This window comes from Chitinophaga sp. XS-30 (genome assembly GCF_008086345.1).
Taxonomy (GTDB): domain Bacteria; phylum Bacteroidota; class Bacteroidia; order Chitinophagales; family Chitinophagaceae; genus Chitinophaga.
In genome coordinates, this window is the sequence record NZ_CP043006.1 from 3,284,432 (window position 1) to 3,308,227 (window position 23,796).

17 protein-coding genes are annotated in these 23,796 nt (G+C 53.9%); 15 read left to right on the forward strand and 2 right to left on the reverse strand.

Annotated features, from left to right (window positions below):
- Window positions 1-130: 130 nt before the first annotated feature.
- The 14 genes from FW415_RS13500 (at window position 131) to FW415_RS13565 (ending at window position 18,707) form a co-directional block, all read left to right on the forward strand.
- Window positions 131-3,289: a TonB-dependent receptor gene (locus tag FW415_RS13500; RefSeq protein WP_148385833.1), complete on the forward strand. Its 3,159-nt coding sequence runs from the start codon at window positions 131-133 to the stop codon at window positions 3,287-3,289.
- Window positions 3,290-3,309: 20 nt separating this feature from the next.
- Entirely contained in the window at window positions 3,310-5,148 is a 1,839-nt protein-coding gene (locus FW415_RS13505) for a RagB/SusD family nutrient uptake outer membrane protein (protein WP_148385835.1), read from the forward strand.
- Between the two features lie 21 nt (window positions 5,149-5,169).
- Window positions 5,170-6,240 (forward strand): DUF5017 domain-containing protein, encoded by a 1,071-nt coding sequence (locus tag FW415_RS13510; RefSeq protein ID WP_148385837.1) that lies wholly within the window; start codon window positions 5,170-5,172, stop codon window positions 6,238-6,240.
- 40 nt (window positions 6,241-6,280) lie between these two features.
- On the forward strand, window positions 6,281-7,633 hold the full coding sequence (locus tag FW415_RS13515) for a sugar MFS transporter (RefSeq protein ID WP_148385839.1): 1,353 nt from the start codon (window positions 6,281-6,283) through the stop codon (window positions 7,631-7,633).
- On the forward strand, window positions 7,630-8,820 hold the full coding sequence (nagA, locus tag FW415_RS13520; RefSeq protein ID WP_148385842.1) for an N-acetylglucosamine-6-phosphate deacetylase: 1,191 nt from the start codon (window positions 7,630-7,632) through the stop codon (window positions 8,818-8,820). The genes FW415_RS13515 and nagA overlap by 4 nt, the downstream gene beginning before the upstream one ends.
- Before the next feature lie 10 nt (window positions 8,821-8,830).
- Window positions 8,831-9,586 carry a glucosamine-6-phosphate deaminase gene (locus FW415_RS13525; protein WP_148385844.1) on the forward strand — a complete coding sequence of 252 codons (756 nt, stop codon included), beginning with the start codon at window positions 8,831-8,833 and terminating at the stop codon, window positions 9,584-9,586.
- Window positions 9,587-9,623: 37 nt separating this feature from the next.
- Window positions 9,624-10,991, forward strand: a complete 1,368-nt coding sequence (locus FW415_RS13530; protein ID WP_148385846.1) for a mandelate racemase/muconate lactonizing enzyme family protein — start codon at window positions 9,624-9,626, stop codon at window positions 10,989-10,991.
- Window positions 10,992-11,006: 15 nt separating this feature from the next.
- On the forward strand, window positions 11,007-11,927 hold the full coding sequence (locus FW415_RS13535) for an amidohydrolase family protein (protein WP_148385849.1): 921 nt from the start codon (window positions 11,007-11,009) through the stop codon (window positions 11,925-11,927).
- Window positions 11,917-12,702 (forward strand): amidohydrolase family protein, encoded by a 786-nt coding sequence (locus FW415_RS13540; RefSeq protein WP_148385852.1) that lies wholly within the window; start codon window positions 11,917-11,919, stop codon window positions 12,700-12,702. Before FW415_RS13535 ends, FW415_RS13540 begins: the two co-directional genes overlap by 11 nt.
- A 144-nt stretch (window positions 12,703-12,846) precedes the next feature.
- Entirely contained in the window at window positions 12,847-13,920 is a 1,074-nt protein-coding gene (locus FW415_RS13545; RefSeq protein WP_148385854.1) for a LacI family DNA-binding transcriptional regulator, read from the forward strand.
- Window positions 13,921-13,993: 73 nt separating this feature from the next.
- Window positions 13,994-15,019 (forward strand): Gfo/Idh/MocA family protein, encoded by a 1,026-nt coding sequence (locus FW415_RS13550; protein WP_246858739.1) that lies wholly within the window; start codon window positions 13,994-13,996, stop codon window positions 15,017-15,019.
- A gap of 10 nt (window positions 15,020-15,029) precedes the next feature.
- Window positions 15,030-16,391 carry a DegT/DnrJ/EryC1/StrS aminotransferase family protein gene (locus tag FW415_RS13555; protein ID WP_148385856.1) on the forward strand — a complete coding sequence of 454 codons (1,362 nt, stop codon included), beginning with the start codon at window positions 15,030-15,032 and terminating at the stop codon, window positions 16,389-16,391.
- Window positions 16,392-16,420: 29 nt separating this feature from the next.
- Window positions 16,421-17,773 carry a hypothetical protein gene (locus FW415_RS13560; protein WP_210420685.1) on the forward strand — a complete coding sequence of 451 codons (1,353 nt, stop codon included), beginning with the start codon at window positions 16,421-16,423 and terminating at the stop codon, window positions 17,771-17,773.
- Window positions 17,774-17,933: 160 nt separating this feature from the next.
- The gene (locus FW415_RS13565) at window positions 17,934-18,707 is read left to right on the forward strand and encodes an MBL fold metallo-hydrolase (RefSeq protein WP_148385859.1); all 774 of its coding nucleotides are present in this window, start codon (window positions 17,934-17,936) and stop codon (window positions 18,705-18,707) included.
- Here the strand turns inward: FW415_RS13565 and FW415_RS13570 are convergent.
- Window positions 18,704-19,807: a DNA alkylation repair protein gene (locus tag FW415_RS13570; protein ID WP_148385861.1), complete on the reverse strand. Its 1,104-nt coding sequence runs from the start codon at window positions 19,805-19,807 to the stop codon at window positions 18,704-18,706. The two genes, FW415_RS13565 and FW415_RS13570, sit on opposite strands and share 4 nt — an antisense overlap.
- Before the next feature lie 98 nt (window positions 19,808-19,905).
- On the opposite strand from FW415_RS13570, the gene FW415_RS13575 reads away from it, so the two are divergent.
- Window positions 19,906-21,222, forward strand: a complete 1,317-nt coding sequence (locus FW415_RS13575) for an ankyrin repeat domain-containing protein (protein ID WP_148385863.1) — start codon at window positions 19,906-19,908, stop codon at window positions 21,220-21,222.
- A gap of 93 nt (window positions 21,223-21,315) precedes the next feature.
- Here the strand turns inward: FW415_RS13575 and FW415_RS13580 are convergent, their stop codons facing one another.
- The gene (locus tag FW415_RS13580; protein ID WP_148385866.1) at window positions 21,316-23,643 is read right to left on the reverse strand and encodes an ABC transporter permease; all 2,328 of its coding nucleotides are present in this window, start codon (window positions 23,641-23,643) and stop codon (window positions 21,316-21,318) included.
- Between the last annotated feature and the right edge of the window lie 153 nt (window positions 23,644-23,796).

Below are 23,796 nucleotides of genomic sequence, written 5' to 3' on the forward strand. Positions count from 1 at the left end.
GAAACAGTACAAGTGCCGCCGCCCGGATTTTATGTGAAAGTTTATTCGATTCAGCTATTTCCTTGCATTCATTGTCGTGTACGTACCCGTAGTAGTGAACCAAAATTTAATCCATCATAACTATTCTGCTATGGAACGAAAGTGTAATTATTATTTTGCCGCACTTTTCATTGCACTGTCATGTATCGTTCTTCTGCCGGCAAGGTCAGATGCCCAGGCGCAGCCTGTGGTGACCGGCCGCGTGGTGGAAACCGGAACGAACAGCGTAATGAAAGGCGTGACGGTATCCGTTAAAAACAGTACCCGTAAAACCTATACAGGTGATGACGGCCGGTATTCCATTAATGCCGGTCCGGATGACGTACTTGTTTTCACCTTCATCAGCATGGAGCGGGTGGAGGAAAAAATTGCCGGCCGCCAGGTCGTTAATGTCACCATGGTCCCCAAGGAAGAATCCCTGGGAGAAGTGGTGGTCATCGGGTATAACACGGTAAAGCGTGGAGACCTCACGGGAGCGGTAGGTCAGGCTAACGTCAAAGACATGGCCAAAGCGCCGGTAGGTTCCTTTGCGGAAGCGCTGGCAGGTCGCGTTGCCGGGGTACAGGTATCCAGTGTTGACGGACAGCCCGGTGCGGGCGTGAACATCATCGTTCGCGGCCCGGGTTCCCTCACGCAGGACGTATCGCCATTGTACGTGATAGACGGCTTCCCGGTGGAAGACCTCGATCCGGCTACCATCAACCCGGAAGACATCGAATCGCTCACCATCCTGAAAGATGCCTCTTCCACCGCCATCTACGGTTCCCGCGCGGCCAACGGCGTGGTGCTTATCCAGACCAAAAGAGGGAAGTCCGGCAAAGCCGCCATTTCCTTCGGCGTTTCTACCGGCTTTCAGCTGGAACGCAAAAAAATGGAGCTGATGAGCCCGTATGAATACATCAGATACCAGCTGGAAAGATTTCCCACCACCGGCGAAGGTTGGAGATACCTGGCAGAAGGGAAGACCCTCGAAGATTACAGGGATGTGGAAGGAGAGGATTTCCAGGATTATGTGTTCACCAAAGGGCAGGTCAATATTTACAACCTCTCGGTCAGAGGCGGTAATGAACAGACAAGGTATTCGGTGTCCGGATCGCTGTTCGACCAAGATGGCATTATCACCAATACCGGCCTGAAAAGATACACGGCTAGGATGTCCCTCGACCATACCGTGAGCAAACGCATTAAAGTAGGCTTTACGGCCGGTTACTCGGATGTGACCACCTGGGGGCAGCAGATCAGCAGCACACCCACCAGCAGCACATCCAGCTATGTGATGTTCCGTACCTGGGCTTACCGGCCCATCGGATTCCCGGATTCGGACTTCAGCCTGATCGAAGAGCCGGCGGACGAGGCTTCCATCACTCCCAGCGATTTCCGGATCAACCCGGTGCTGGACCTGGAGAATCAGTACCAGTACAATTACAATAACCTCTTTGAAGGATTGGGCAATGTCAGCATCAATATCCTGGACGACCTGGTGCTGAAAATAAACGGCGGCATAAGGAAAAACGATTATCAGTTCGACAAGTTCTTCAACTCCAAAACCTCCAAAGGCAGTCCCAATAACCCCAACAACGCAGACGGCATCAGCGGCTCCATCCTGCACAGGAAGGCCAGCAGCTGGTCTAACGAGAACACGCTCAACTATACCAGAACATTCCGCCAGAAACATACCATCACGGCGCTGGCGTTGCTGAGCTTCCAGCAGAACAACCTGGATTCGGACGGGTTTTCATCCCGCTTGCTGCCGAATGAAAGTTTAGGCATCGCCGGGCTGAATGACGGGGTGCCTTACAACCCGGTAGCCACTACGTCTTACAATACCCGCCGCTCTTATGGCGGCAGGGTGGATTATAACTTTGATTCCCGGTACATGGTAACGCTGACGTTCCGGGCGGACGGCTCTTCCAAGTTTGCGCCCGGCAACCGCTGGGGCTATTTTCCCGGAGCAGCGGCAGCCTGGAACATGCATAACGAAAAATTCCTCAGCGGGAGCGGGGTGATCAGCACCTCCAAGCTCCGGAGCAGCTTCGGGGTGGTGGGGAACGACCGGGTAGGGGACTTCAGCTACATTTCCCAGCTGGTGACCTCAACGAACGGTTATTCCTTCAACAATGCTGCGCCGCTGCTGGCCGTTTACCAGTCCAACCTCGGTAACGAAGACCTTACCTGGGAACGCACCACATCTACCGATATCGGTTACGAGCTGGGGCTTTTCAGGAACAGGCTGGAACTGATGGTGGACCTGTACAAGCGCACGACAGACAACCTTTTGCTGAATGCGCAACTGCCGCCTACTACCGGGTTTGGTTCCGCATTCAAGAACATCGGGAAGATCGAGAACAAAGGGCTGGAGCTGACGCTGAATGCCCGCGTAGTGGAATCAAAAGCGTTCACCTGGGAAAGCAATATCAATATCACCTTCAACCGGAACAAAGTACTGGCGCTTACCGAAGGCCAGCGCTCGCTGGACAATGCCGTGGCTACGGACGTGAACTACAGTGACAACCTGTACACCTCGGAGATCGGGAAACCTTCCGGCATGATGGTCGGCTATATCTGGGAAGGCAATTACCAGTACGCCGATTTCGACAGCCCGGCCCCGGGCGTTTATGTGCTGAAGCCGGAAGTAGCAGCCAACGGCAGGCCGCGCAATACCATCCAGCCGGGAGATATCAAGTATCGCGATATCAACGGCGATGGCAACGTCAATGCAGATGACAAGACCATCATCGGACGGGGGCAGCCCATTCACACCGGCGGTTTCGTGAATAATTTCCGGTACGGGGGCTTCAGCCTGAACGTATTTTTCCAGTGGTCCTACGGCGGGAACATTTACAATGCCAACCGCATCACCTTCGAAGGCAATACCAACGGCCGCCGGAATATGAACCAGTTCGCCAGCTATGTGAACCGCTGGACGCCGGAGAACCAGACCAACGAACATTTCCGCGCAGGCGGGGAGGGCGTGATCGGGTACCATTCTTCCAAATACATGGAAGACGGTTCCTATCTGCGCCTCAAAACCCTGTCGCTCGACTATGCCCTGCCGGCACAATACCTGAAAAAGCTGTTCATGACCAACCTGTCGCTGAACGTGGCGATGCAGAATCTTTTTACATGGACGAAATATACAGGGCTTGATCCCGAAGTGTCCACCCGTAACAATATTCTTACGCCCGGTTATGATTACTCGGCTTACCCGCAGGCAAGAACCATCACATTCGGTCTGAAAGCAAATTTCTAAATCGCTTAAAATCTTCAGGTATGAAAATCAGATATTTCATTTTGCTGGGTTGCATAGCCATCGTATCCGGTTCCTGCAAGGACTTCCTGGATACGAAGCCCAAGGACGCCCTGTTCCCCGGCAATTACTATAAAACGGCGCAGGAGCTGGACTATGCGCTGACTGCCGTATATCACACGCTGGGCGGGAACGGCGTTTACGGCAATAACGCCCTGTATCTTCTCGGCTGGTCTGCAGACGAAGGGTTCATGAACCGCAGCTCCATCGCCACCGGCGCTTTCCGCCTGAACCATGCGTTGGGCGACTCCTATGTAACGGCCTTCTGGCGGGAACTGTACAACGGCATCAACCGGGCCAACATCCTGCTGGAGAATGTAGATAACAACACGGATATTCCGGAGGAAAAAAGAAGGACCGTGCGGGGGGAAACCCTTTTTCTCCGTGCCTACTACTACTTTTTGCTGGTGCAGAACTACGGCGGTGTACCGCTGAAGCTGGCATCCAGCAAATCCGCGGTGGATGTGCATGTTCCTAAATCTACGATAAAGGAGGTGTATGACCAGATCGTAAACGATATGACGGAAGCGGAAAAGCTGGTGCTCGATATTACCAGTATCGGATTCGGCGGCAGGGTATCCAAATCCGCAGTACGCGGGATATTGATGCGCGTCAACCTCTATATGGCCGGGTATCCGCTGAAGGAAACTGCGCGTTACGATGAGGTCATCCGGTGGGGGGACAGCATCATGACGGACGGATTGGCCGGTCATGACCTGAATCCCAGCTTCCCCGATATTTTTATCACTATGGCCCGGGAGCAATATGATATTAAAGAGAGCATCTGGGAAGCGGAATTTTTCGGGAACGGTACGGATATCTATGAGGAAACAGGCAGGAACGGCTGGATCAATGGTATCAGGACCACCAATACCAATACCGGCAGGTCTGATGGATACATGTCTTACACCGCAAAACTCTATAACATCTACGAACCGGGCGACCTGAGAAAATACTGGTGCATACCGCTGTTCAACTATGCCAACCTTCCGGCAGCCAGCGGTACCAAAACGCTGATCGGGGAAATCACCTCTGAAGCAACGAAGTACGCCAGGTATCCGGGTAAATTCCGGCGGGAATTCGAAACCCTCATTCCCAAAATGCCCACCCGCTCGCCGATCAATGTACCATTGCTCCGTTATACAGATGTATTGCTGATGTATGCGGAGGCGTTGAACGAAAAATCAGGCCCTGTGGCTGCTGCGGTGAATCTGGTGAACGAGGTGAGGCGCAGAGGCTGGTCCACCGGCATAAAAAGCTTTACGATCACGAATGGCGGCAGCGGTTATACATCCGTTCCTGACGTAACGATCAGTGGCGGTGATGGCAGCGATGCGTCCGCAAAAGCTGTGATCAGCGGCGGGGTTGTAACAGGAATTGTGCTGGACCGCGATCCTTCCGGTACGGAATTCTCCCTGGCCGGGAAATACACTTCCCCACCGACCGTTACGATCAGCGGCGGTGGAGGAATGGGTGCAACGGCTACTGCGGAGATCTACACGCCCGCAGACGCCGATGTGAAACCGGCGTTTACCGCTTCCAAAGAAGCTTTTCGCAAGTTTTTGCAGGATGAGCGGATGCGTGAGCTGAACTTCGAGAATTGCAGGAGGGCAGACCTCGTGAGATGGGAGATATATGAACAGGTAAACCGGGATATGGCTGCTACCATGTCAACAGACATCCCCGGCTCCGTCTTCATTTCCTACTATTCAAATATGGAATCTCCCAAACATTTACTACTGCCCATACCGAGTGCGGAAATGGTGACAAACAATGCCATGGTACAAAATCCGGGTTGGTAATAACTTTTAAAATGCAACGATATGCAATATAAATTCTTGTGGTCAATATGCATCTGCCTTGCGCTGGGCGCGTGCTCGGACAAGCTTGGGAAGCTGGATGAACCGGTGTTTGAAGTGACGGTGGAAAAGGCGTCCTACCAGGTGGATGAACCGGTAGTATTCACTTTTAAAGGGGAACAGGACAATGTTTCTTTTTATTCCGGCGAGGTCTTTAACGAATACGAGTTCAGGAACGGGCGTGTGGTGGATGTCAGCGGCCAGGGCGCTACGCTGGATTTTTTCAGCCAGCTTTCCGGTACCGGTACGCAGACCGGCCAGCTGAGCGTATGGCTGTCCGCCAACTACAACGGCAACGGGGATCATGCCAGTGTGAAGTCCGCTACCTGGACCGATGTGACCGGCAGCTTTACGCTGGCCACCGGCACGGCGAACGTCGCTTCCGGCAAGCTGGATATCAGCAGCTGGTTATCGAAGGACCAGCCGCTGTATGTCGGGTTCAAATACATCACCCAGCCGCAGGCGGTAAATGGCCTCGCCCGCGTCTGGTGGATACAAAGCTTCATGATCAGGAGCAAGGCGGAAGGCCTCGGAGGCAATGAGCTGCTGCTCACGGATCAGGAAAATGCGGGTTTCAGAACCATAGACCAATACCCGGAAGATGCGCCGTCGCTGACCACCATCGTTCCCACCCGCGTAACCCTGTTGGGGAATAAATACAAAGACCCCACAGATTCGATCTATCATCCAGACTATTCCATTTATGATCCGGAAAACCCGATCTACGACCCGCAAAGCCCCCTTTACCAGCCAACGGCAAGGGTGCCGGTGTTCGTACCGTACGATCCGGCCAGTCCGTATAACGACCCGATGACGGAAACATGGGTGATCTCCAAACCCATCTTTGAGGACAAGGTGGACCTGGGGCCGGACAAGGCCATTTCCATCAAAGGCATCAACACGGATGTGATCGATCAATATACTTATACTTATAAAACACCTGGGAATTACAAGGTTTATTTCATAGCTTATAACCATAATATAGACGGCGTAAAAACCGTCGTCCGCCAGCTGGACCTGACGATCACGCCGTGATGGCGGGAGGGGTTGCCCATTAAAATTTAAAGTGTAACGAATGACAAAAAACGCAATGATCCCGGTTGAATCGCTTAGCCGGCGCCAGGTGGCCGTATCCATCGCCATCATCGGCGTAATGTTCTTTATGTTCGGATTTGTATCATGGGTGAACGCCATATTGATCCCTTATTTCAAGATCGCCTGCGAGCTGAATAATTTTCAGGCTTACCTGGTGACCTTTGCATTTTACATTTCCTATTTCATCATGTCCGTTCCCGCGTCCTATCTTTTAAAGTCCACCGGCTTTAAAAAGGGAATGATGGTGGGTTTCTGGATCATGGCGTTCGGGGCTTTCCTGTTCGTACCGGCAGCGGCTACACGCACTTACGGGATTTTCCTGGTGGCCCTGTTCATTCTCGGCACCGGGCTGGCCATCCTGCAAACCGCCGCCAATCCATATATCACCATCCTTGGTCCAAAGGAGCGGGCCGCGCAGCGGATCAGCATCATGGGCATCTGCAACAAGGCCGCCGGCATACTGGCGCCGTTGATCTTTGCCGCTGTGGTATTGCGCGCAACGGACAGTGAGCTGATCAAACAGCTGCCGCTGATGACCGAAGTGCAGAAAAACGCCGCGCTGGATGAGCTGATCAGCCGGGTGATCGTACCGTATATCTGTGTGGGGATCTTTCTCTTTCTGCTCGGTCTGATGATCCGGTTCTCACCACTGCCGGATATTGATACGGAACATGAATCTCCCGAACTGCGGCAGGCCAACCAGGGTAAATCGGGCATTATGCAGTTCCCGCACCTGGTGCTCGGCGCGATAGCGATATTCCTGCATGTAGGCACCCAGGTGATCGCCATCGATACCATTATCGGGTATGCCGGTTCCATGAACATTCCCCTGCTGGAGGCGAAGGTCTTTCCCTCATATACGCTGTTCTGCACCATCTGCGGGTATGTGACCGGCATTCTCCTGATCCCGAAGTTCATCAGCCAGGTGAACGCGTTGCGGGTATGCACCATACTCGGCACATGCTTTTCATTGCTCATTATCTTCAGCAGCGGAGAGGTCCGTTTGCTGGGGCATAACGCGGATATTTCCATCTGGTTCGTAGTGTTGCTGGGGCTTGCCAACTCGCTGATATGGGCGGGCATATGGCCGCTGGCGCTGGACGGGCTGGGCAAATTCACCAAACTCGGCGCTTCCGTGCTGATCATGGGCCTCAGCGGCAACGCCATTCTTCCGCTGATATACGGCTATTTTGCAGATCAGCATGGATTGCGGGAGGCCTATTGGGTATTGGTGCCCTGTTATCTCTACCTCGTATTCTACGCCGTGCGCGGGCATCGCGCGCGGCACTGGTCGGCAAGCGCTCCGGAGGAAAAAGTAGCGGTACAATCATGAGCGGACAATTGATCAAAATAACGAACGCGCATATTATCACGCCATTCACCGTGATCCCCAATGGCACGGTGCTGGTGGAGGGCACGCATATCGTTGCCGTTCAGGAAGGGGATATGGAAGCGGAAGGAGCATTGGTATTTGATGCCGCCGGCCACTATGTGATGCCGGGGTTTATTGATATTCACGTACACGGCGGCGGCGGGCATGATTTTATGGATGGCGATGAGGACGGATTCCGGGAGATCGCCCGTACGCATTTACGGCATGGTACGACTGCTATGCTGCCCACCACGCTCACCAGTGACCGGGAGGGCATTATCAGCACACTGGAATGTTATCAGCGCGCAGCCGCCGTTCCTACCGGCGGTGCGCAATTCCTGGGCCTTCACCTGGAAGGGCCTTACCTGTCCATGAACCAGCGCGGTGCGCAGGACCCTGCCCATATCCGTGATCCGGACCCGGATGAGTACGAAGCCATTGTGAAGGCAGGGGGGAAGTCCATCCGCAGATGGAGCGCCGCTCCCGAACTGCCCGGTGCGCTGCCATTCGCCCGTTTCCTCAAAGCCAATGGCATCTTGCCTTCACTGGCGCATACCGATGCCATTTACGAAGAAGCGCTGGAAGGTTACCTGAACGGCTACACGCTGGCTACGCATTTGTATTCGGCCATGTCCGGCGTCACCCGCAGGAATGCTTTCCGCTACGCAGGCGTGATAGAGACCGCTTTTTTGCTGGATGATATGGATGTGGAGATCATTGCGGACGGCAGGCATCTGCCCGCGCCGCTGCTGAAACTGATCTGCAAGATAAAAGGACCGGCACGCATTGCGCTGATCACGGATGCCATGCGCGGCGCGGGAATGCCGCCGGGAGAAAGTATCCTGGGCAATATCCGTTCCGGCCTGCCTGTGATCATCGAAGATGGCGTGGCCAAGCTGCCGGACAGATCGTCTTTTGCCGGAAGCGTAGCCACAGCGGAACAACTGGTCCGCAATATGGTGGAAATGGCCGGTGTACCGGTGCCGGAAGCTGTGCAGATGATGACCGCCACGCCCGCCCGCATCATTGGCGTGGAGGAACGGAAAGGTGTTATCAAACCCGGAATGGATGCGGATATCACCATCTGTGATACCGGTTTTAACGTACAGGCCGTCATGGTCATGGGAGAGTTTTTATACCGCAAGTGAGATATACATCATGAGAACATTCAAAAAAGACAGCCTGGACGTACAGGTGTATGAAGACCGGCAAACGATGGGCCGCGAGGCCGCGGCACTGGTTGCAGGGAGGATTCGGGAACTGCTGGCGGCACAGCCGGAAGTGAATATCATTTTCGCGGCGGCCCCCTCGCAGAACGAATTTCTGGCCACGCTGGCGGAAACGGTGCTGGATTGGGGCAGGGTCAATGCTTTTCATATGGACGAGTACATTGGCCTGGATCCCTCGGCCCCGCAGCTTTTCGGCGCTTTCCTGGACCGTGCCATCTTCGGAAAGGTACCGTTCAGGGCCGTGCATTATATCAACGGCAATGCGCCGGATATCGCCGCGGAGTGCAGGCGTTACCGTGCCTTGCTGGAACAGCATCCCGCGGATATCGCCTGCATGGGCATCGGGGAGAACGGTCACCTTGCCTTCAACGACCCGCCGGTAGCGGATTTCAATGACCGTTACCTGGTCAAAACAGTAGGGCTGGAAGAAGCCTGCCGAGCGCAACAGGTGAATGACGGCTGCTTCGCCCATATCTCCGATGTGCCGGCATATGCCATCACCCTGACCATCCCCGCGTTGATGGCCGCCAAATATATTTATTGCATGGTGCCAGGCCCCACAAAGGCGAAGGCCATAAAAGACACGCTGACAGCGGAGATCAGCGAAAAAGTACCGTCCACCGCGCTCCGGCGCCACAAACAGGCGGTATTGTTCATCGACGCGAAAAGCGGAAGCCTGCTGTAGCGCGCCGGTATTCCCGTTTATGAAAAACTGCCTGCTTATGGACAGAAGAGGATTTGTGAAAAATACCGGCTTGCTGGCCATGTTATATCATTTACCGCAAAGCGGGTGCAAGGAACAACGTATGAAAATGATCAAAGTGACCGGAACGGATGCGCAATTTGAACGTGAGCCGTTGAAAGGGCGTTTCGGATTCAAAGGCGGTTACCTGACAGAGCTGTGGCAGACCGTTGCCCGCCTGCAGTCGGACTCCGGCGCCACCGGCACCGGCATCGCCACGCAAAGCGTTCTCTATGCAGATGCGGAGCTGTTCGCGGACAATACGGAAGCCGGCGGCAATGCTCTCATGTTCGTACTGGTGAACGAAGCGCTGAAGTTCGTGAGGGACACGCCTTTTCGTGACCCGGTGGAGCTGCTGGACAGGCTCCGGCCGCTGGTGGACGCCGCCGGGCGGAGGATCACCGGGAAAACTTATCTGAACCCGAATTTCGTGTACAATGCGCTGGTAAGCATCGATAACGCAGCCTGGCTGCTTTACGCGAAAGAGAACGGGCTGAGCAATTTTGATGAAATGGTCCCCTCACCATACCGTGATGCGCTTTCTTTCCGCAACAACAGGATCGCCATCATGTACCAGGTGTCTTACGACATGCCGGTCACCGACCTTGTTCATGCCGTTAAAGAAGGCTATTTCGTCATCAAGGTCAAAACCGGTTTTCCTGGTACGCAGGAAGAAATGCTGGCGAAAGACATGGCGCGGCTCACGGAAATACATCAGGCGCTGAAGGACCTCCGAACGCCGCACACACCGGACGGAAAGCTGGTGTACACGATGGATGCGAACGGGCGTTATGAAAACAAATCGCTCTTGCTGCGGTACCTGGACCATGCCCGGAACATCGGGGCGTTTGACCGGATATTGCTGTATGAAGAACCGTTCGTGGAAATGAATAACGAGACCGTTGGGGACCTGGGCGTACGCATTGCGGCGGATGAAAGCGTGCATGATGTGGCGGATGCACGGAGGAGGCTGGAGCAGGGATACGGAGCTCTTGTGCTGAAAGGCATTGCCAAAACCCTGAGCCAGTCCCTGAAAATAGCCCGTGAAGCCCATTTGAGAAATGTTCCCTGCCTGTGCGCGGACCTCACGGTGAACCCGGTGCTGGTAGACTGGCACAAGAACCTCGCCGCCAGGATAGCACCCTTCCCTGGCATTGGCATGGGCTTGATGGAAACGAACGGAGACATGAATTATGCGCATTGGGCGGAAATGAGCCGTTATCACCGCATGGCCGGAGCGCCCTGGATGGAGCGGAAGAACGGTGTTTTTACGCTTGATGCGGATTTTTACCGGCAGAGCGGCGGCATATTCGATGTACCGCCGCACTATGAAAGAATGTTCATCTAAACAGCATATCATTCTATGAACAGAAGAAATTTCGTCAGGAATATGGCCACTTCCGCATCGGGGATCATCCTCGGAAATGCCCTGGTACAGAATGCCGTGGCCGCAACAGCATCGCCTGCCGGTCCGGCGGACCGCATGAAGGAAGTGCTGCGTTACCGCAAGCTGGATGCGCATGTGCATCTGGGTCTTTCTAAAGATGGCCCGGAAGTGAATGTGGATTTTGCGGAGCGGCTGGGGATAGACCGGATGTTCATTTCCAAGCCCGTTACCAGCGGGCCGGCTACGCCGGATGATTTCAGGGCGGCCAATGACGTCATCCTGAAAGCCATGAAACGTTACCCGGGCAAACTAACGGGAATGCTTACACTCAATCCTGCTTACCCGAAGGCATCCCTGGAAGAGATCAAACGCTGCACCGGGGAGGGGATGACCGGTATAAAGGTGTATCACCAGGTGAAGATCAATGATCCTTTGTTCTACCCCGTCATCGAACGGCTTATTGATCTGAAAATGATCATGCTGATGCATGCCGAAGCTACGCTGGGGATTGCCGGTTACCGCATGAAATACGACCAGGGCATCAAGCCGAACGCTTCCCGCCCGGAAGATTTTGTAGAGGCCGCCGCAAGGTATCCTGAAGCCATGCTGCAGTATGCCCACATCGGCGGCGGGCCGGATTGGGAATATGCCTGCAAGCTGCTAAAGAACAGTCCGAATGTGTACATCGATGTATCCGGCAGCAATAATGAGAACAATATGGTGGAGTTTGCCGTGAAATGTGTGGGGGCGGACCGGATATTGTTCGGTTCGGACAACATGTACTACCAGTCCGTCGGCAAGATCATCGATGCAAGGCTGACGGAAGAGGAGAAGCGGAAGATATTCTTTGATAATTATTACAACATCCTGAAAAAAGGCGGCTACCATGTTGATTGATATTAATGCCTACACCGGCCACTGGCCGTTCAAGCAGTTGCGGGACAACCATTGCGAAGGGTTGTTGGGGAGGATGAAGGAATATGGTGTGGACCTCTCCGTTGTCACGAACCTGAATGGTATCTTTTACAAGAACACCCAATCCGCCAACGAGGAACTGTATGAAGAAGTGCGTTCCAAACGGGCGTACCGGGACCGTTTTCTGCCGTTTGCCATCATCAATCCCATTTATGCCGGATGGAAAGCTGATTTTCTGACCTGTGTGAAGGATTTCGGGATGAAGGGCATCCGGGTGTTCCCTAACTATCATGATTACACGATAGACGACCCTGCGTTGCTGGACCTGGTAAAGATGGCGCGTGACCATGATGTGCCCGTTGCGCTTACGATGCGGGTGGTGGATTCCCGGCAGCGCTCCTGGATGGACCTTGCTGCGGAATGGGCGATGAAAGATTATGTGCCGCTGGTGCAGGCCGTACCGGACGCAAAGTATATGATGCTGAACCTGAGCACCGGCATGGCGCTTTCCGCGGAGCAGGAAACTGTCCTGAAGAACGCGAATGTGCTTTTTGATACCTCGGGCAGGCACATTACCCATTTCGCGAACGTGTACCGGCGTTTTGGAAAGGAAAAATTCGCCTTCGGATCGCACTTCCCGGTATTTGACTACTATACCGGCCTGCTGAGGATCGAATCGTTGCGCCCGGAGGAGGCAGAGGAAGCGGACAGAGCGCTTTTTTGCAGCGGCAATGCCCGGCGTTTCCTGAAGGTATAAAGCACATTCTCGGGAAATGTCAAACCGCATTTTCCGGGACCGGTGAACAAGCGCTTACCGGAAGCGTACCCGTAATTCATATGGGTATCCGCCAAAGGTTTCATAAATTAGGGCCGGGATTGTTGTCCATAACCGCTTAATGCTATGAAATCATCAAAGAAAGAAAAGAATAATCAGCTTTCAGGTATCAAGGAGATCGCCAGGAGGGCCAATGTATCGATCGCTACAGTGGATCGTGTGATCCATGACCGGACGGGCATTGCGAAGAGCACCAAGGAGAAGATATTGAAGATCATCAAGGAGCTGAACTATCAGCCCAATATCCACGCCCGGCGGCTGGCGCTGGCCCGGCAGTTCCGCATCGCCACGCTCATACCCCTGCGCTCGAAGGAAACAAGCTTCTGGGAAGGGCCGCTCAAAGGTATTGAGACCGCATCCGCAGAGATCAGTCAATATGGTGTGGTGGTAGAAAAATTCTTTTACGATCAGAATTCCATCAGCTCCTTTCAGCAACAATCCCAGGCGCTGCTGAAAACCCGCCCGGACGGGCTGTTGTTCGCTCCGTCCTTCATGGAAGAATCCGTGCTTTTTGCACAGAAATGCCAGAAACTGCGTATTCCTTATGTGCTGATGGACTCCGACCTGCCCGTGGAAGGCAGCCTGGCGTACATTGGCCCCAATCAGCAGGCCAGCGGCAACTTGTCCGCCCACCTGATCAGCTACCTGATCGGAAAAGATCAAAGCATATTGATCGTCAACATATCAAAGGAACTGGATGACCAGCATCACCTGCTCAAAAAAGAGGAAGGCTTCCGGAACTATTTCCGCACCCACCGCTGGGATAACCAGATACTGAAGATCAATATCAATAAAACCGATACCAGGTCGATCGAAAAAGGGCTGGCCACCATGTTCAAAGAACATCCCAATATCGGCGTGGTGTTCGTGACCAACTCCAGGGTGTCCAATGTGGCGGGATTTGTGGAGCAGCTGGACCGGAAGGTGATCCTGATCGGGTACGATTTCGTGAATGAGAATATTGAATACATCGAGAAAGGGGTGATCGACTTCCTGATCTGCCAGAAGCCGCTGGAGCAGGCGTACAAGGGCGTGATGGCCATATATCAGCATCTGGCCATTTCATCGCCGGTAGAAAAGGTCACTTTCATGCCGATCGATATCATCACCCGGGAGAATTACCGGTTCTATAATTATTAAAAACGGGGAAATCCCGTTCTTTTTTGCTAATTTTTCGGGTACGTAAACGGAACCTGTGATCAAAAACAAAAGCATGATGCAAAACAAACATCCAAGAAGGAATTTCATCAAACAGACATTATACGCCGGCCTCGGCGCAGGCGTGTTGTCGCAGCTGCCTTTGAGCGGATTTGCGGGCATGGCGCCGGAAAAGGGCAAACGTATCGGGATCATCGGTCTGGATACTTCGCACAGCACAGCCTTTACCAATCTGTTGAATGATCCTGCTGCAGGGGACAAGTATAAAGGTTATACAGTGGTAGCCGCCTATCCCTACGGCAGCAGGGAGATCGAATCCAGTGCCAGCAGGATACCCGGTTACATAGCAACCGTAAAATCCAAAGGGGTGAAGATCGTTGATTCGATAAAAGCGCTGTTGAAAACAGTGGATGTTGTGCTGCTGGAAACCAATGACGGGCGCCTGCATAAAGAACAGGCGCTGGAAGTCATCAAAGCCGGCAAGACCATGTTCATCGACAAACCGGTGGCCAATGATATCGGAGACGCCATCGCCATTTTTGAAGCAGCGAAACAACATAAGGTCCCCGTTTTTTCTTCATCCTCACTGCGTTTCACGGAAGGCATTGAAGACATCCTGAGCGGCAAAAAGATCGGGAAAGTGCTGGCTGCGGATACCTTCAGTCCCGCCAAGCTGGAAAAAACGCATACAGATTTCTACTGGTATGGCATTCATGGCGTGGAAATGCTGTTCACCGCCATGGGTACCGGTTGCCAATCAGTCACCCGCTTTTACCAGGATGATATGGATGTAGTGGTAGGTGTATGGGAAGACGGCCGTATCGGCACTTTCCGCGGCACCCGCGCCGGTAAAGCAGCGTATGGCGGCACCATTTTCGGGGAGACAGGGAATGCGGCCTTCGGGGCGTTTTCCTATCAGCGATTGCTGGAAAAGATCATTCCTTTCTTTGAAACCGGCCAGCCGCCTGTACGTGCGGAAGAAACACTGGAAATATGCGCGTTCATTGAAGCGGCGCAGAAAAGCAGGGAGCTGGGCGGCAAGCCGGTGAATATTGCGGAGATATTCCGTCAACATCAATAAACTATATCACATGGCAGCTAAAGGTATCGGTCGCCGTAATTTCATCAGCACCCTCACTGCCGCATCCATTGCGGGAATGGTGCCCTCCGGTGTTTTTGCCGCGCAGTCAGGGCGGCAGGCCGGTAAGCTGGCGGCACTTGGCGGTCAGCCTGTACGGCCCGCGTTCAAAAAATGGCCGAAGTGGCCGTATGTGGATGACCGGATGGTCGAGGAAGTGGTGAAAACGACGAAGAGCGGTATCTGGAGCAGGATACAATCGCCCGTGAACGGAGCCGTGGCCAGCTTTGAAAAGCAATTTGCCGGTATGACCGGATCGAAATACTGTATCGGCACCGGTTCGGGTACGCAGGCCCTGGCCATATGCGTGGAAGCGCTGGGCATTGGTCCGGGTGATGAAGTGATCACTTCCCCTTATACTGATTTCGGGACGATCTCTGCCATTCTCACCAGCAGGGCATTGCCGGTACTGGCGGACCTTGATGCGGATTCCTACCAGCTTGATCCGGCGGACGTCCGCAGAAAGATCACCCCGGCAACAAAAGCGATCATGCCGGTGCATATCATGGGATTGCCTGCGGATATGGACGCGATGATGGAGATGGCGAAGGAGTTTAACCTGAAGGTCATCGAAGACGCCTGCCAGGGTGCATTAGCGAGGTATCGCGGCAGAGCGCTGGGTACTATCGGGGACCTGGGCTGCTTTAGCTTCCAGGCCAGTAAATCCATTGCCTGCGGGGAAGGAGGCGCTATTGTCGGTAATGATGAATCGCTCATGGACCAGTGTTATACTGTGCATAATCATGGCACCAACAGGAAAGGCAAACATGTGGCCATCGGCCCCAAGAACCGGATGAATGAATTTGAAGCGGCTATATTAAACGGACAGTTGCCGACGGCCACCGAACGCTTTCGCCTGCGGAACAGGAACGCTGCCTACCTGACCTCGAAGCTGAAAGGATTCCCGGGACTTGTACCGCAGCGGCAGTACGCCGGCACGGAAAGCGGCGGCTATTATAACTACGCCATGTCCTATAAAAAAGAGCACTTCCATAACGCCACACGGCAGCAGTTCCTGAAAGCCCTTGCGGCGGAAGGGATTGCGCTGAGCCCTTATATCCCCAACGGCCTGCACCGCGAGCCGTGGATAGACCACATCCTGGAACTGGATGAATATAAAAAGATGTTCCCGGCGGCGAGATTGCGGGAATACCGCGAGGCCGCCCGGCATCTTTCCGGTTGCGATCAGGTCTGCAGCGAGATGGTGGTGCTGCCGGGCTCTGCTGCACTGATAGCAGGCACCTCGGATATGGACGATGTTATCCGGGCTATCATGAAAGTACATGCGCACAGGGAGCAGCTAACATCGTTATAAATATTGTGATAACATCTTTAACGCGGATCATGAAACGGACGACGGTCATTTGCATTATGGTACTTTTCTGCGCCAAGGCAGGCGCTGCCATTCCCTTGCAGGACACCCTGAAAATATGCAGCTTTGATGTAGATGCCACGCCGCCGCCAGGTTCCTGGCTGGTGTATGACAAGATGCTCAACAGCTGGGACCAGAGCCTGCGGGCAAAAGGTATTGTGCTCACAGGTGCCGGGGAGCCGATCGTGCTTTGCGTGGTGGACTGGATCGGGATCGCCAACGAAGGGTATGACGAGTTCTGCAAGGCGTTGGCGGAAGCTGCCGGTACTACGCCGGACCGGGTGGCCGTTCATGCCCTGCATCAGCACGATGCCCCGGTATGCGACTTTGGGGCGGAAGCCTGGCTGAAAAAGGAGGGGATGGACCCGCTGGGCTTTGAAGGCACTTTTGCCCGCGAGGTGATCCGCAGGCTGCGTGCAGCCGTTACCGTTTCACTGAAGCAGGCAAAGCCGGTCACGCATATCGGCCTGGGGCAGGCGGAAGTGCATAATGTAGCGTCCAACCGCCGCATCATAGGAGATGAAGGCAAAGTGATCGCTTCCAGGACCTCCGCCACCCGCGATTCCGCCGTGCGCGCCAGGCCGGAAGGGCTCATCGATCCGATGGTATCCCTTATCAGTTTCTGGGACAACAACAAACCGCTGGCCGTTATGAGCTACTACGCCACACATCCGCAAAGCTATTACCGCACCGGCGTGGCGAACCCGGATATCCCCGGCGTAGCCAGGTTCTTCCGTCAGCTGGCGGTGCCGGATGCGCTGCATCTGCATTTCAACGGCGCAGGAGGGAACATTACCGTAGGGAAATACAATGACGGTTCGCATGAGAACCGCCTCATCCTTGCGGAACGGCTGGCGGATGGCATGCAGCGGGCCTGGCAGCAAACGAAGAAAGAAAAGATCACTGCCGCCGATGTAAAATGGTCGGTTGTGCCGGTAGCTCTTCCTCCCAAACCTGCGCTCAATAGCCTCGGCGAACTGCTGCACCGGGAAACTTCCGTATTCGTTGCCAACAACGCCTCGAAGGTTGTGTGGCTGGAACGGGCGAAACAGGGCAGGAAGATCGGGATCAGTTGTCTCGGTATCGGGCATGCACGGATGGTGCATTTGCCGGGTGAATGTTTTATTGAATATCAGCTGGCCGCAAAAGCTGCCCGCCCGGACCTGTTTGTGGCGGTAGCGGCTTACGGGGATTATGCGCCCGGATATATTGGTACCGCCGCATCCTATGCGGAAGGCGGATATGAGACCGGGCAGGCTTCTGCGGTGACTGCGGATGCGGAGAAAATTCTGCTGAAGGCCATCAGGAAACTGCTTCGCAAATAATCTGATCAACACGCTGCGGCAGCATGCGGTGTGGAAAGGCCTTGCCGGCCGCCATCAGGAAATGGCAACCATATCAAATGTGATAAATAAGCAAACGAACAGCCGCCGCACCCCGCCCGCTTGCATCAAATTCCTTACATTTGATGCTTAACTTTCCGCAATGATCAGAATCCGTTTACTCCGCAATGCCACGCTCATCATCGAAATGAGCAATAAACAACTGCTGATAGACCCCATGCTGGGCGAAAAGGGCGCGTACGACCCCGTACCCTGGACCAGCAACGGTATCCGTAACCCGGTGACAGACCTGCCCGTTGATGCCGGTGAACTAGAGGAGATCATTGAAGATACGGACGCCGTATTGGTGACCCACACGCATAACGACCACTGGGATGCTGCAGCGCAGCAGCTTTTGCCAAAGGGCATCCCCCTGTTCGGGCAGGTAGAGGATGAGCCGAAGTTCATTGGCCTGGGCTTTGAGGAAGCCGTTGGCATCCCGGGATCATATCAATACGAAGAGATCACGTTTTCCCGCACGGGAGGGCAGCACGGCACGGGAGACATCGGCGCAAAAATGGCCCCTGTTTCCGGGTTTGTGCTGGATAATGATGAATACAAAATTTATATCGCCGGAGATACCGTCTGGTGCGATGACGTGGAGGATGCGATCAACCGCTATGAACCGGATTTCATCATCCTGAACACCGGCGCAGCCCAATTCGACATCGGTGACCCCATTACGATGACGGTAGACGACATCCTCAAGGTCTGCGAGGCCAGCTATGCGGAAAAGATCATCTGTGTGCATCTGGAGGCGATCAATCACTGCTATCTGCAGCGGGAGGAACTGCGGCGGGCCATTCGTGATGCGGGTTTTGAAGGCCGTTGCCTCGTGCCGGACGATGGTGAGGAGATCATCCTCGTTGAGGCTTAGGCCGGTTTCAGCTCAAAATTCTTCCATGCTTTCTCTGCTCCGTTAAGGATGATGGATAAACGGTGCTGCCCCGGATAGAACCTGCGGGTAGTGATCGGCCTGAACGACTGTTTCCGCAGCACGGTTACTTCCGCGCCGGGAGCGTACAGCTTCTCGCTGATCTTGAACACTTTCCTGGCGGACATGCCTTTTGCCGTTTTGTAATGAATGCCGTATTCCAGCCGGATCGTATGTGCCGTTTTGTTCCGGTTGCTTACAGCGAAACTGAATTCCAGATGCCCGCCGACCTTTACTTTAGGTGTGATGATATCGAATCCTGAAAGTGAAATATGGTCGGATGCCAGCCTGAAATGCCGGAGTACATCAGCATGGCCCTGTTTCAGCAGGGTGCGGCAGCCATGTTTGATGATAGCGTCTGTTTCCCTGCTGATGCCGCTCCACTGTGCCGCAATGCTGATGACCACATCCGGATGGTCTTTGGCGATATCATTCAGGCTATTCGCCACACTTCTTCTCACCCATTCAGAGGGATCATTTTTCAGATTTTCCAGCAGGGGGAACAGCGGGGAAGGGTCTTTCTTCAATGCCGGTAAAGCCATGGCCCAGGGCAGGCGGGGACGGCTGCCTTCGCTGGCCAGGCGCCTGACCTTATGATGCGGGTGCAGGGACCAGGCGGTCATTTGCCCGATCATCCGCTCGCCATACTTCAGGATGAATGGCCGCACGGCAAATTCGCAGCTTACGAACTGCGTAACGGTCTCGATCGCTTTAACGGCATGATCATAGTGCTCCAGGCCGTATGCGGCAATATAATCTGCAAAGAATATATAGGCGAGACTGTCTTCTCCCGTATCGTCCTTGCGCAGTCTGCCGATCAGTTGTGTGATCAGCTTTGCCGCTTTGCCGAAATCTTCCGGCAGGAAAGTATGCAATACGCCGGTGGTATGCTGCATCCTTTCTTTCCATTCCATGTCTTTGAACCCGGTGGTAAAGATCCTGCGGATGAACAGCTTTTTATCGAAAGCGGGAATAACGGCTGCCGCGGTGCCGGCAAATTTTTCGTAGAAGGGGCGGGAGTAGATGTCTTTGATCAGGCTCATGATTTATGCTTTTCGTTCGTCACTGCGAAATTAAGGTATGCGGGATGATTTGTTCCGGTTATGCGGCATCTTTTGTAATTTGATAAAAATCTTTGCGTATGGACACCCCCTTGGATGCCTTTATCCGGGAGAGCGCCTGGCATGGTACGCTGGATGCCGCCGGTGCGATCCTGGCCGCCAATCCGGAGATTGCGGAGCAGAATATCTATGCTGCCGCCATTCTCGGCAATGATACCGCTGTGCGCCGTTTTCTGCAGCAGGACCCGCAGCTGGCGACAGCGAAGGGCGGGCCGCTGGAACGGGATGCGCTGACCTATCTTTGTTTCTCCCGGTATCTTCGGCTGGATGCTTCCCGTTCCGAAGGTTTCGTCCGTGCAGCCAAAGCTTTGCTGGATGCAGGGGCAAGTGCTGATACCGGTTTCTTTGACACCAGCCACCGACCTCTGCCGGAATGGGAGAGTGCGCTTTACGGCGCCGCCGGCGTAGCATTTCATGCCGGTCTTACCCGTTTGCTGATGGCGCACGGCGCCAATCCGAATGATGAAGAAGTGCCTTATCATGCCCCTGAAACATATGATAATTCCGCGCTGGAGATCCTGCTGCAAAGCCGCCGCCTCTCGGCGGAAAGCCTCTCCACCATGTTGCTGCGAAAAGCTGATTTTCATGATTACAATGGCATCCGTCTGCTGCTGGAAGCCGGCGCCGATCCCAATTACATGACCCGGTGGCATTATACGCCATTCCAGCAGGCTTTGCGCCGCGATAATGCTTTCCGGAACATTGAAGTGATGCTTGATCATGGAGCGGACCCTTTGCTGGCAAACCGGTACGACGGCCGGTCTGCTGTAGCCATCGCCGCAAGGCGCGGGCGGGGGGATGCGCTGGCAGCCTTCAGGGAGCTGGACATACCGCTGGCATTAACAGGAGTGGAACGCCTGGCTGCAGCCTGTGCAATGAATGATGCGGACACGATACAGGATATCCGGGATAATGAGCCGGCTTCCGTCAGCGTATTGCTGACTAACGGCGGTACTTTCCTCGCGGAATTTGCGGGAGTGGGGAATGCAGCGGGTGTAGCGTGTTTGCTGGACCTTGGTGTGGATATAGATGCGCTGTACGGCGGGGACCCTTATTTCGAAATCCCCTTCGGAAGCACGGCGCTGCACGTAGCCGCCTGGAAAGCGATGCATGAAACGGTACAAATCCTGATCGACCGTGGCGCTTCCCTGGATGTAAAGGACCGTAACGGGCAGAGCGCCCTGCAACTCGCTGTCCGCGCCTGTACGGATTCCTGGTGGATGGACAGGAGAAAGCCTGACTCGATAGCCGCTTTGCTGCGTGCCGGTGCATCGGCGGAAGGAGTGGGCTATCCGACCGGGTATGAGGAAGCAGACCGGTTGCTGAAAAACAGCTGACAGCGCGAGAGGGCCTCATCAGCATATTTTTTATATCTGCATTTCCCGCATATTGAACAAAAACATCGCCGGCCCGGTACGCCGGTTGCGTTTTTATTCCGACCGAAGGCTCTTCACAGGATCAGCCAACGCTGCTTTTATGGATTGGGAACTAACGGTGAACAGCGCGATAAGCAGCGCCGATGTCCCCGCAATTACCGGTATCCACAAGCTGAGGGGAGTTCTGTAATAGAATTTCTGCAGAAAGAAATTCATGAACCACCATGCAACAGGAGAGATAATGATGATCGCTATGATCACGAGTTTAAGAAAATCCGTTACCAGCAGCGATGTGATGCGGGTGGCGCTGGCGCCCAATACCTTGCGGATACCGATCTCTTTTCTCCGGTTCTCGGCGGTGTAGCTGGCCAGTGCGAACAGGCCCATACAGGAAATGAAAATGGCTACTGTGGCGAGGGTGGTGATCATTTTGGCTACATTACGGGGTTGCCTGAATTTGGCGGCATGTTCTTCATCGGCGAAGTGAAAGGATGTAGGGAAACGGGGATTATATTTTTTCAGGATGGCTTCCATGGCCGCAACGTTTTGCGCCGAGCTGAGGCGGATGCTCATCACGTCTGCCCAGGTATCCCCCCGGATGATCAGTGGTTGCACATTACCGATAGGCGCACCGATCAGGAAGTCTTTCACCACTCCGATGATCTTCCATTGCACCGAATCATCCAGCATGATACGGCCCACAGGATCTTTGAACCCAATGGCCTTTGCCGCGGCTTCATTGATCAGGCACGCCCGGGTATCTGCCGGATAACGGTCAACGTCGAGATCCCGCCCCGCAATCAGTGTTAACCCGTTCGTTTCTACAAAATCTCCGCTTGTAGTGATCAGCCCGAAGGAAGTATTGGCTTCGTTGTTCATACCTTCCCATTTCAGCCCTCCCAACCCCGCAGTGCTTTTTGTTACCGTGGTGCTGGACTGGCAAACGGATAGCGCCAGGCCGGAACGGATCAGTTCATCTTTTACAACGGTATAGTTCTTGCGCAGATCATCCGTGAGATAGTGAAAAACGAGATTTTCCTTGACGAAGCCTGGCTCCCGGCTCATTCCGAAATTGATCTGCTGCTTGAAGATAATGGTGAAGTTGATCAGGAAGATGGCAAACATGAATTGTACCACGACCAGTATTTTCCGGGGGGTAACCTGGCCCTTGCCGCCTTTCAGCGGCCCTTTCATCACGGCAGATGGCTTGAAGGAGGACAGGTAAAATGCCGGATAACTGCCTGCAAGTACACCGGTGAGGATGATAAAGCCCGCAAGCCCCAGCCAGAAGGATGCTGAACGATAGGCAATACCGAGGTCCGCTTTTACGATCGCGCTGAACATCGGCAGCGCCAGCTGCACAAATACCAGGGCCAGTAAACCGGCAAAAAAAGCCAACAGCACGGATTCGCCGATAAACTGAAACACGAGCACCTTCTTTGGAGCACCCGCCACTTTCCTGACGCCTACTTCACGCGCTCTTTTTTCACTCCGTGCCGTTCCGAGATTTATATAATTGATACATCCTATCAGCAGCATGATGCCGGCCAGTATTCCCAGAAAACGAAGGTTGCTGATATTGCCGCCGGCGACTTTGCCGTTCTCGAATTGTCCATAGAGATGCAACTTGTCCAGCCGGTGGAGGAACAGCGTTGTTTTATTGCCCTCATCGTAACGCCCCATCACATCTTTGATATTCGCATTCATCACGTCAATATCCACAGACGGCTGCAGCTCCACAAAAATAGCGGTATTGATATGGTCCCAGTGATAACCAATACCGGATTGCGACCAGGGCAGCAGGTAGTCGAATTTGAACTCGGTATTTCCGGGGAGGTCTTTTAGTATGCCCGTTACAGTTACATGCTCCTTGTTGTCCAGCTGGATGGTCTTCCCGAACGGATCTCCCTTCCCGAAAATTTTTCTGCCCAGGCTCTCCGTAATGACAATGGATTGCCTGTCATCCAAAGCGGTACCGGCATTCCCTTTCAACAGCGGAAACGTGAACATCTGCAGAAAATACGGGTCCGCATAATTTCCGTATGCGCTCAGCTTCTGATCGCCATAACCCAGCAGCTTTCCGGTGCCGACTATTCTGGTCATGCCTTTGATCCCGGGGTAATCCTTTTCCAGCACCGGCGCCAGCGGCGCAGGCATCGTACTTGATGATTGCAGCCTGCCATCTACAATACCGCTCCCATATACTTTGTATATCCGCTCTTTCTTTTCATGGAACTTTTCGAAGCTGAGTTCATGCCGTATGCCCAGGATCAACAGGATAGCGCCGGCCATGCCAAGCGCCAGTCCCCCTATATTAATAATGGAAAGCAGTTTTTGCTGGTATAGGTGACGCAGCGCGGTTTTCAGGTAGTGTTTGAGCATAACTGATATTTGATTGAGCTTGCACCTGGAACTATAAAAAAGATGCCAGGCTGGTACGGTTTTGACAATCAGTTATTTGTATTTTCGAATATTTATATATGTGTCCGGTTTTGATGTATGTTTGTCCGCTTTCGGGATAAAAAAAACCGGTCT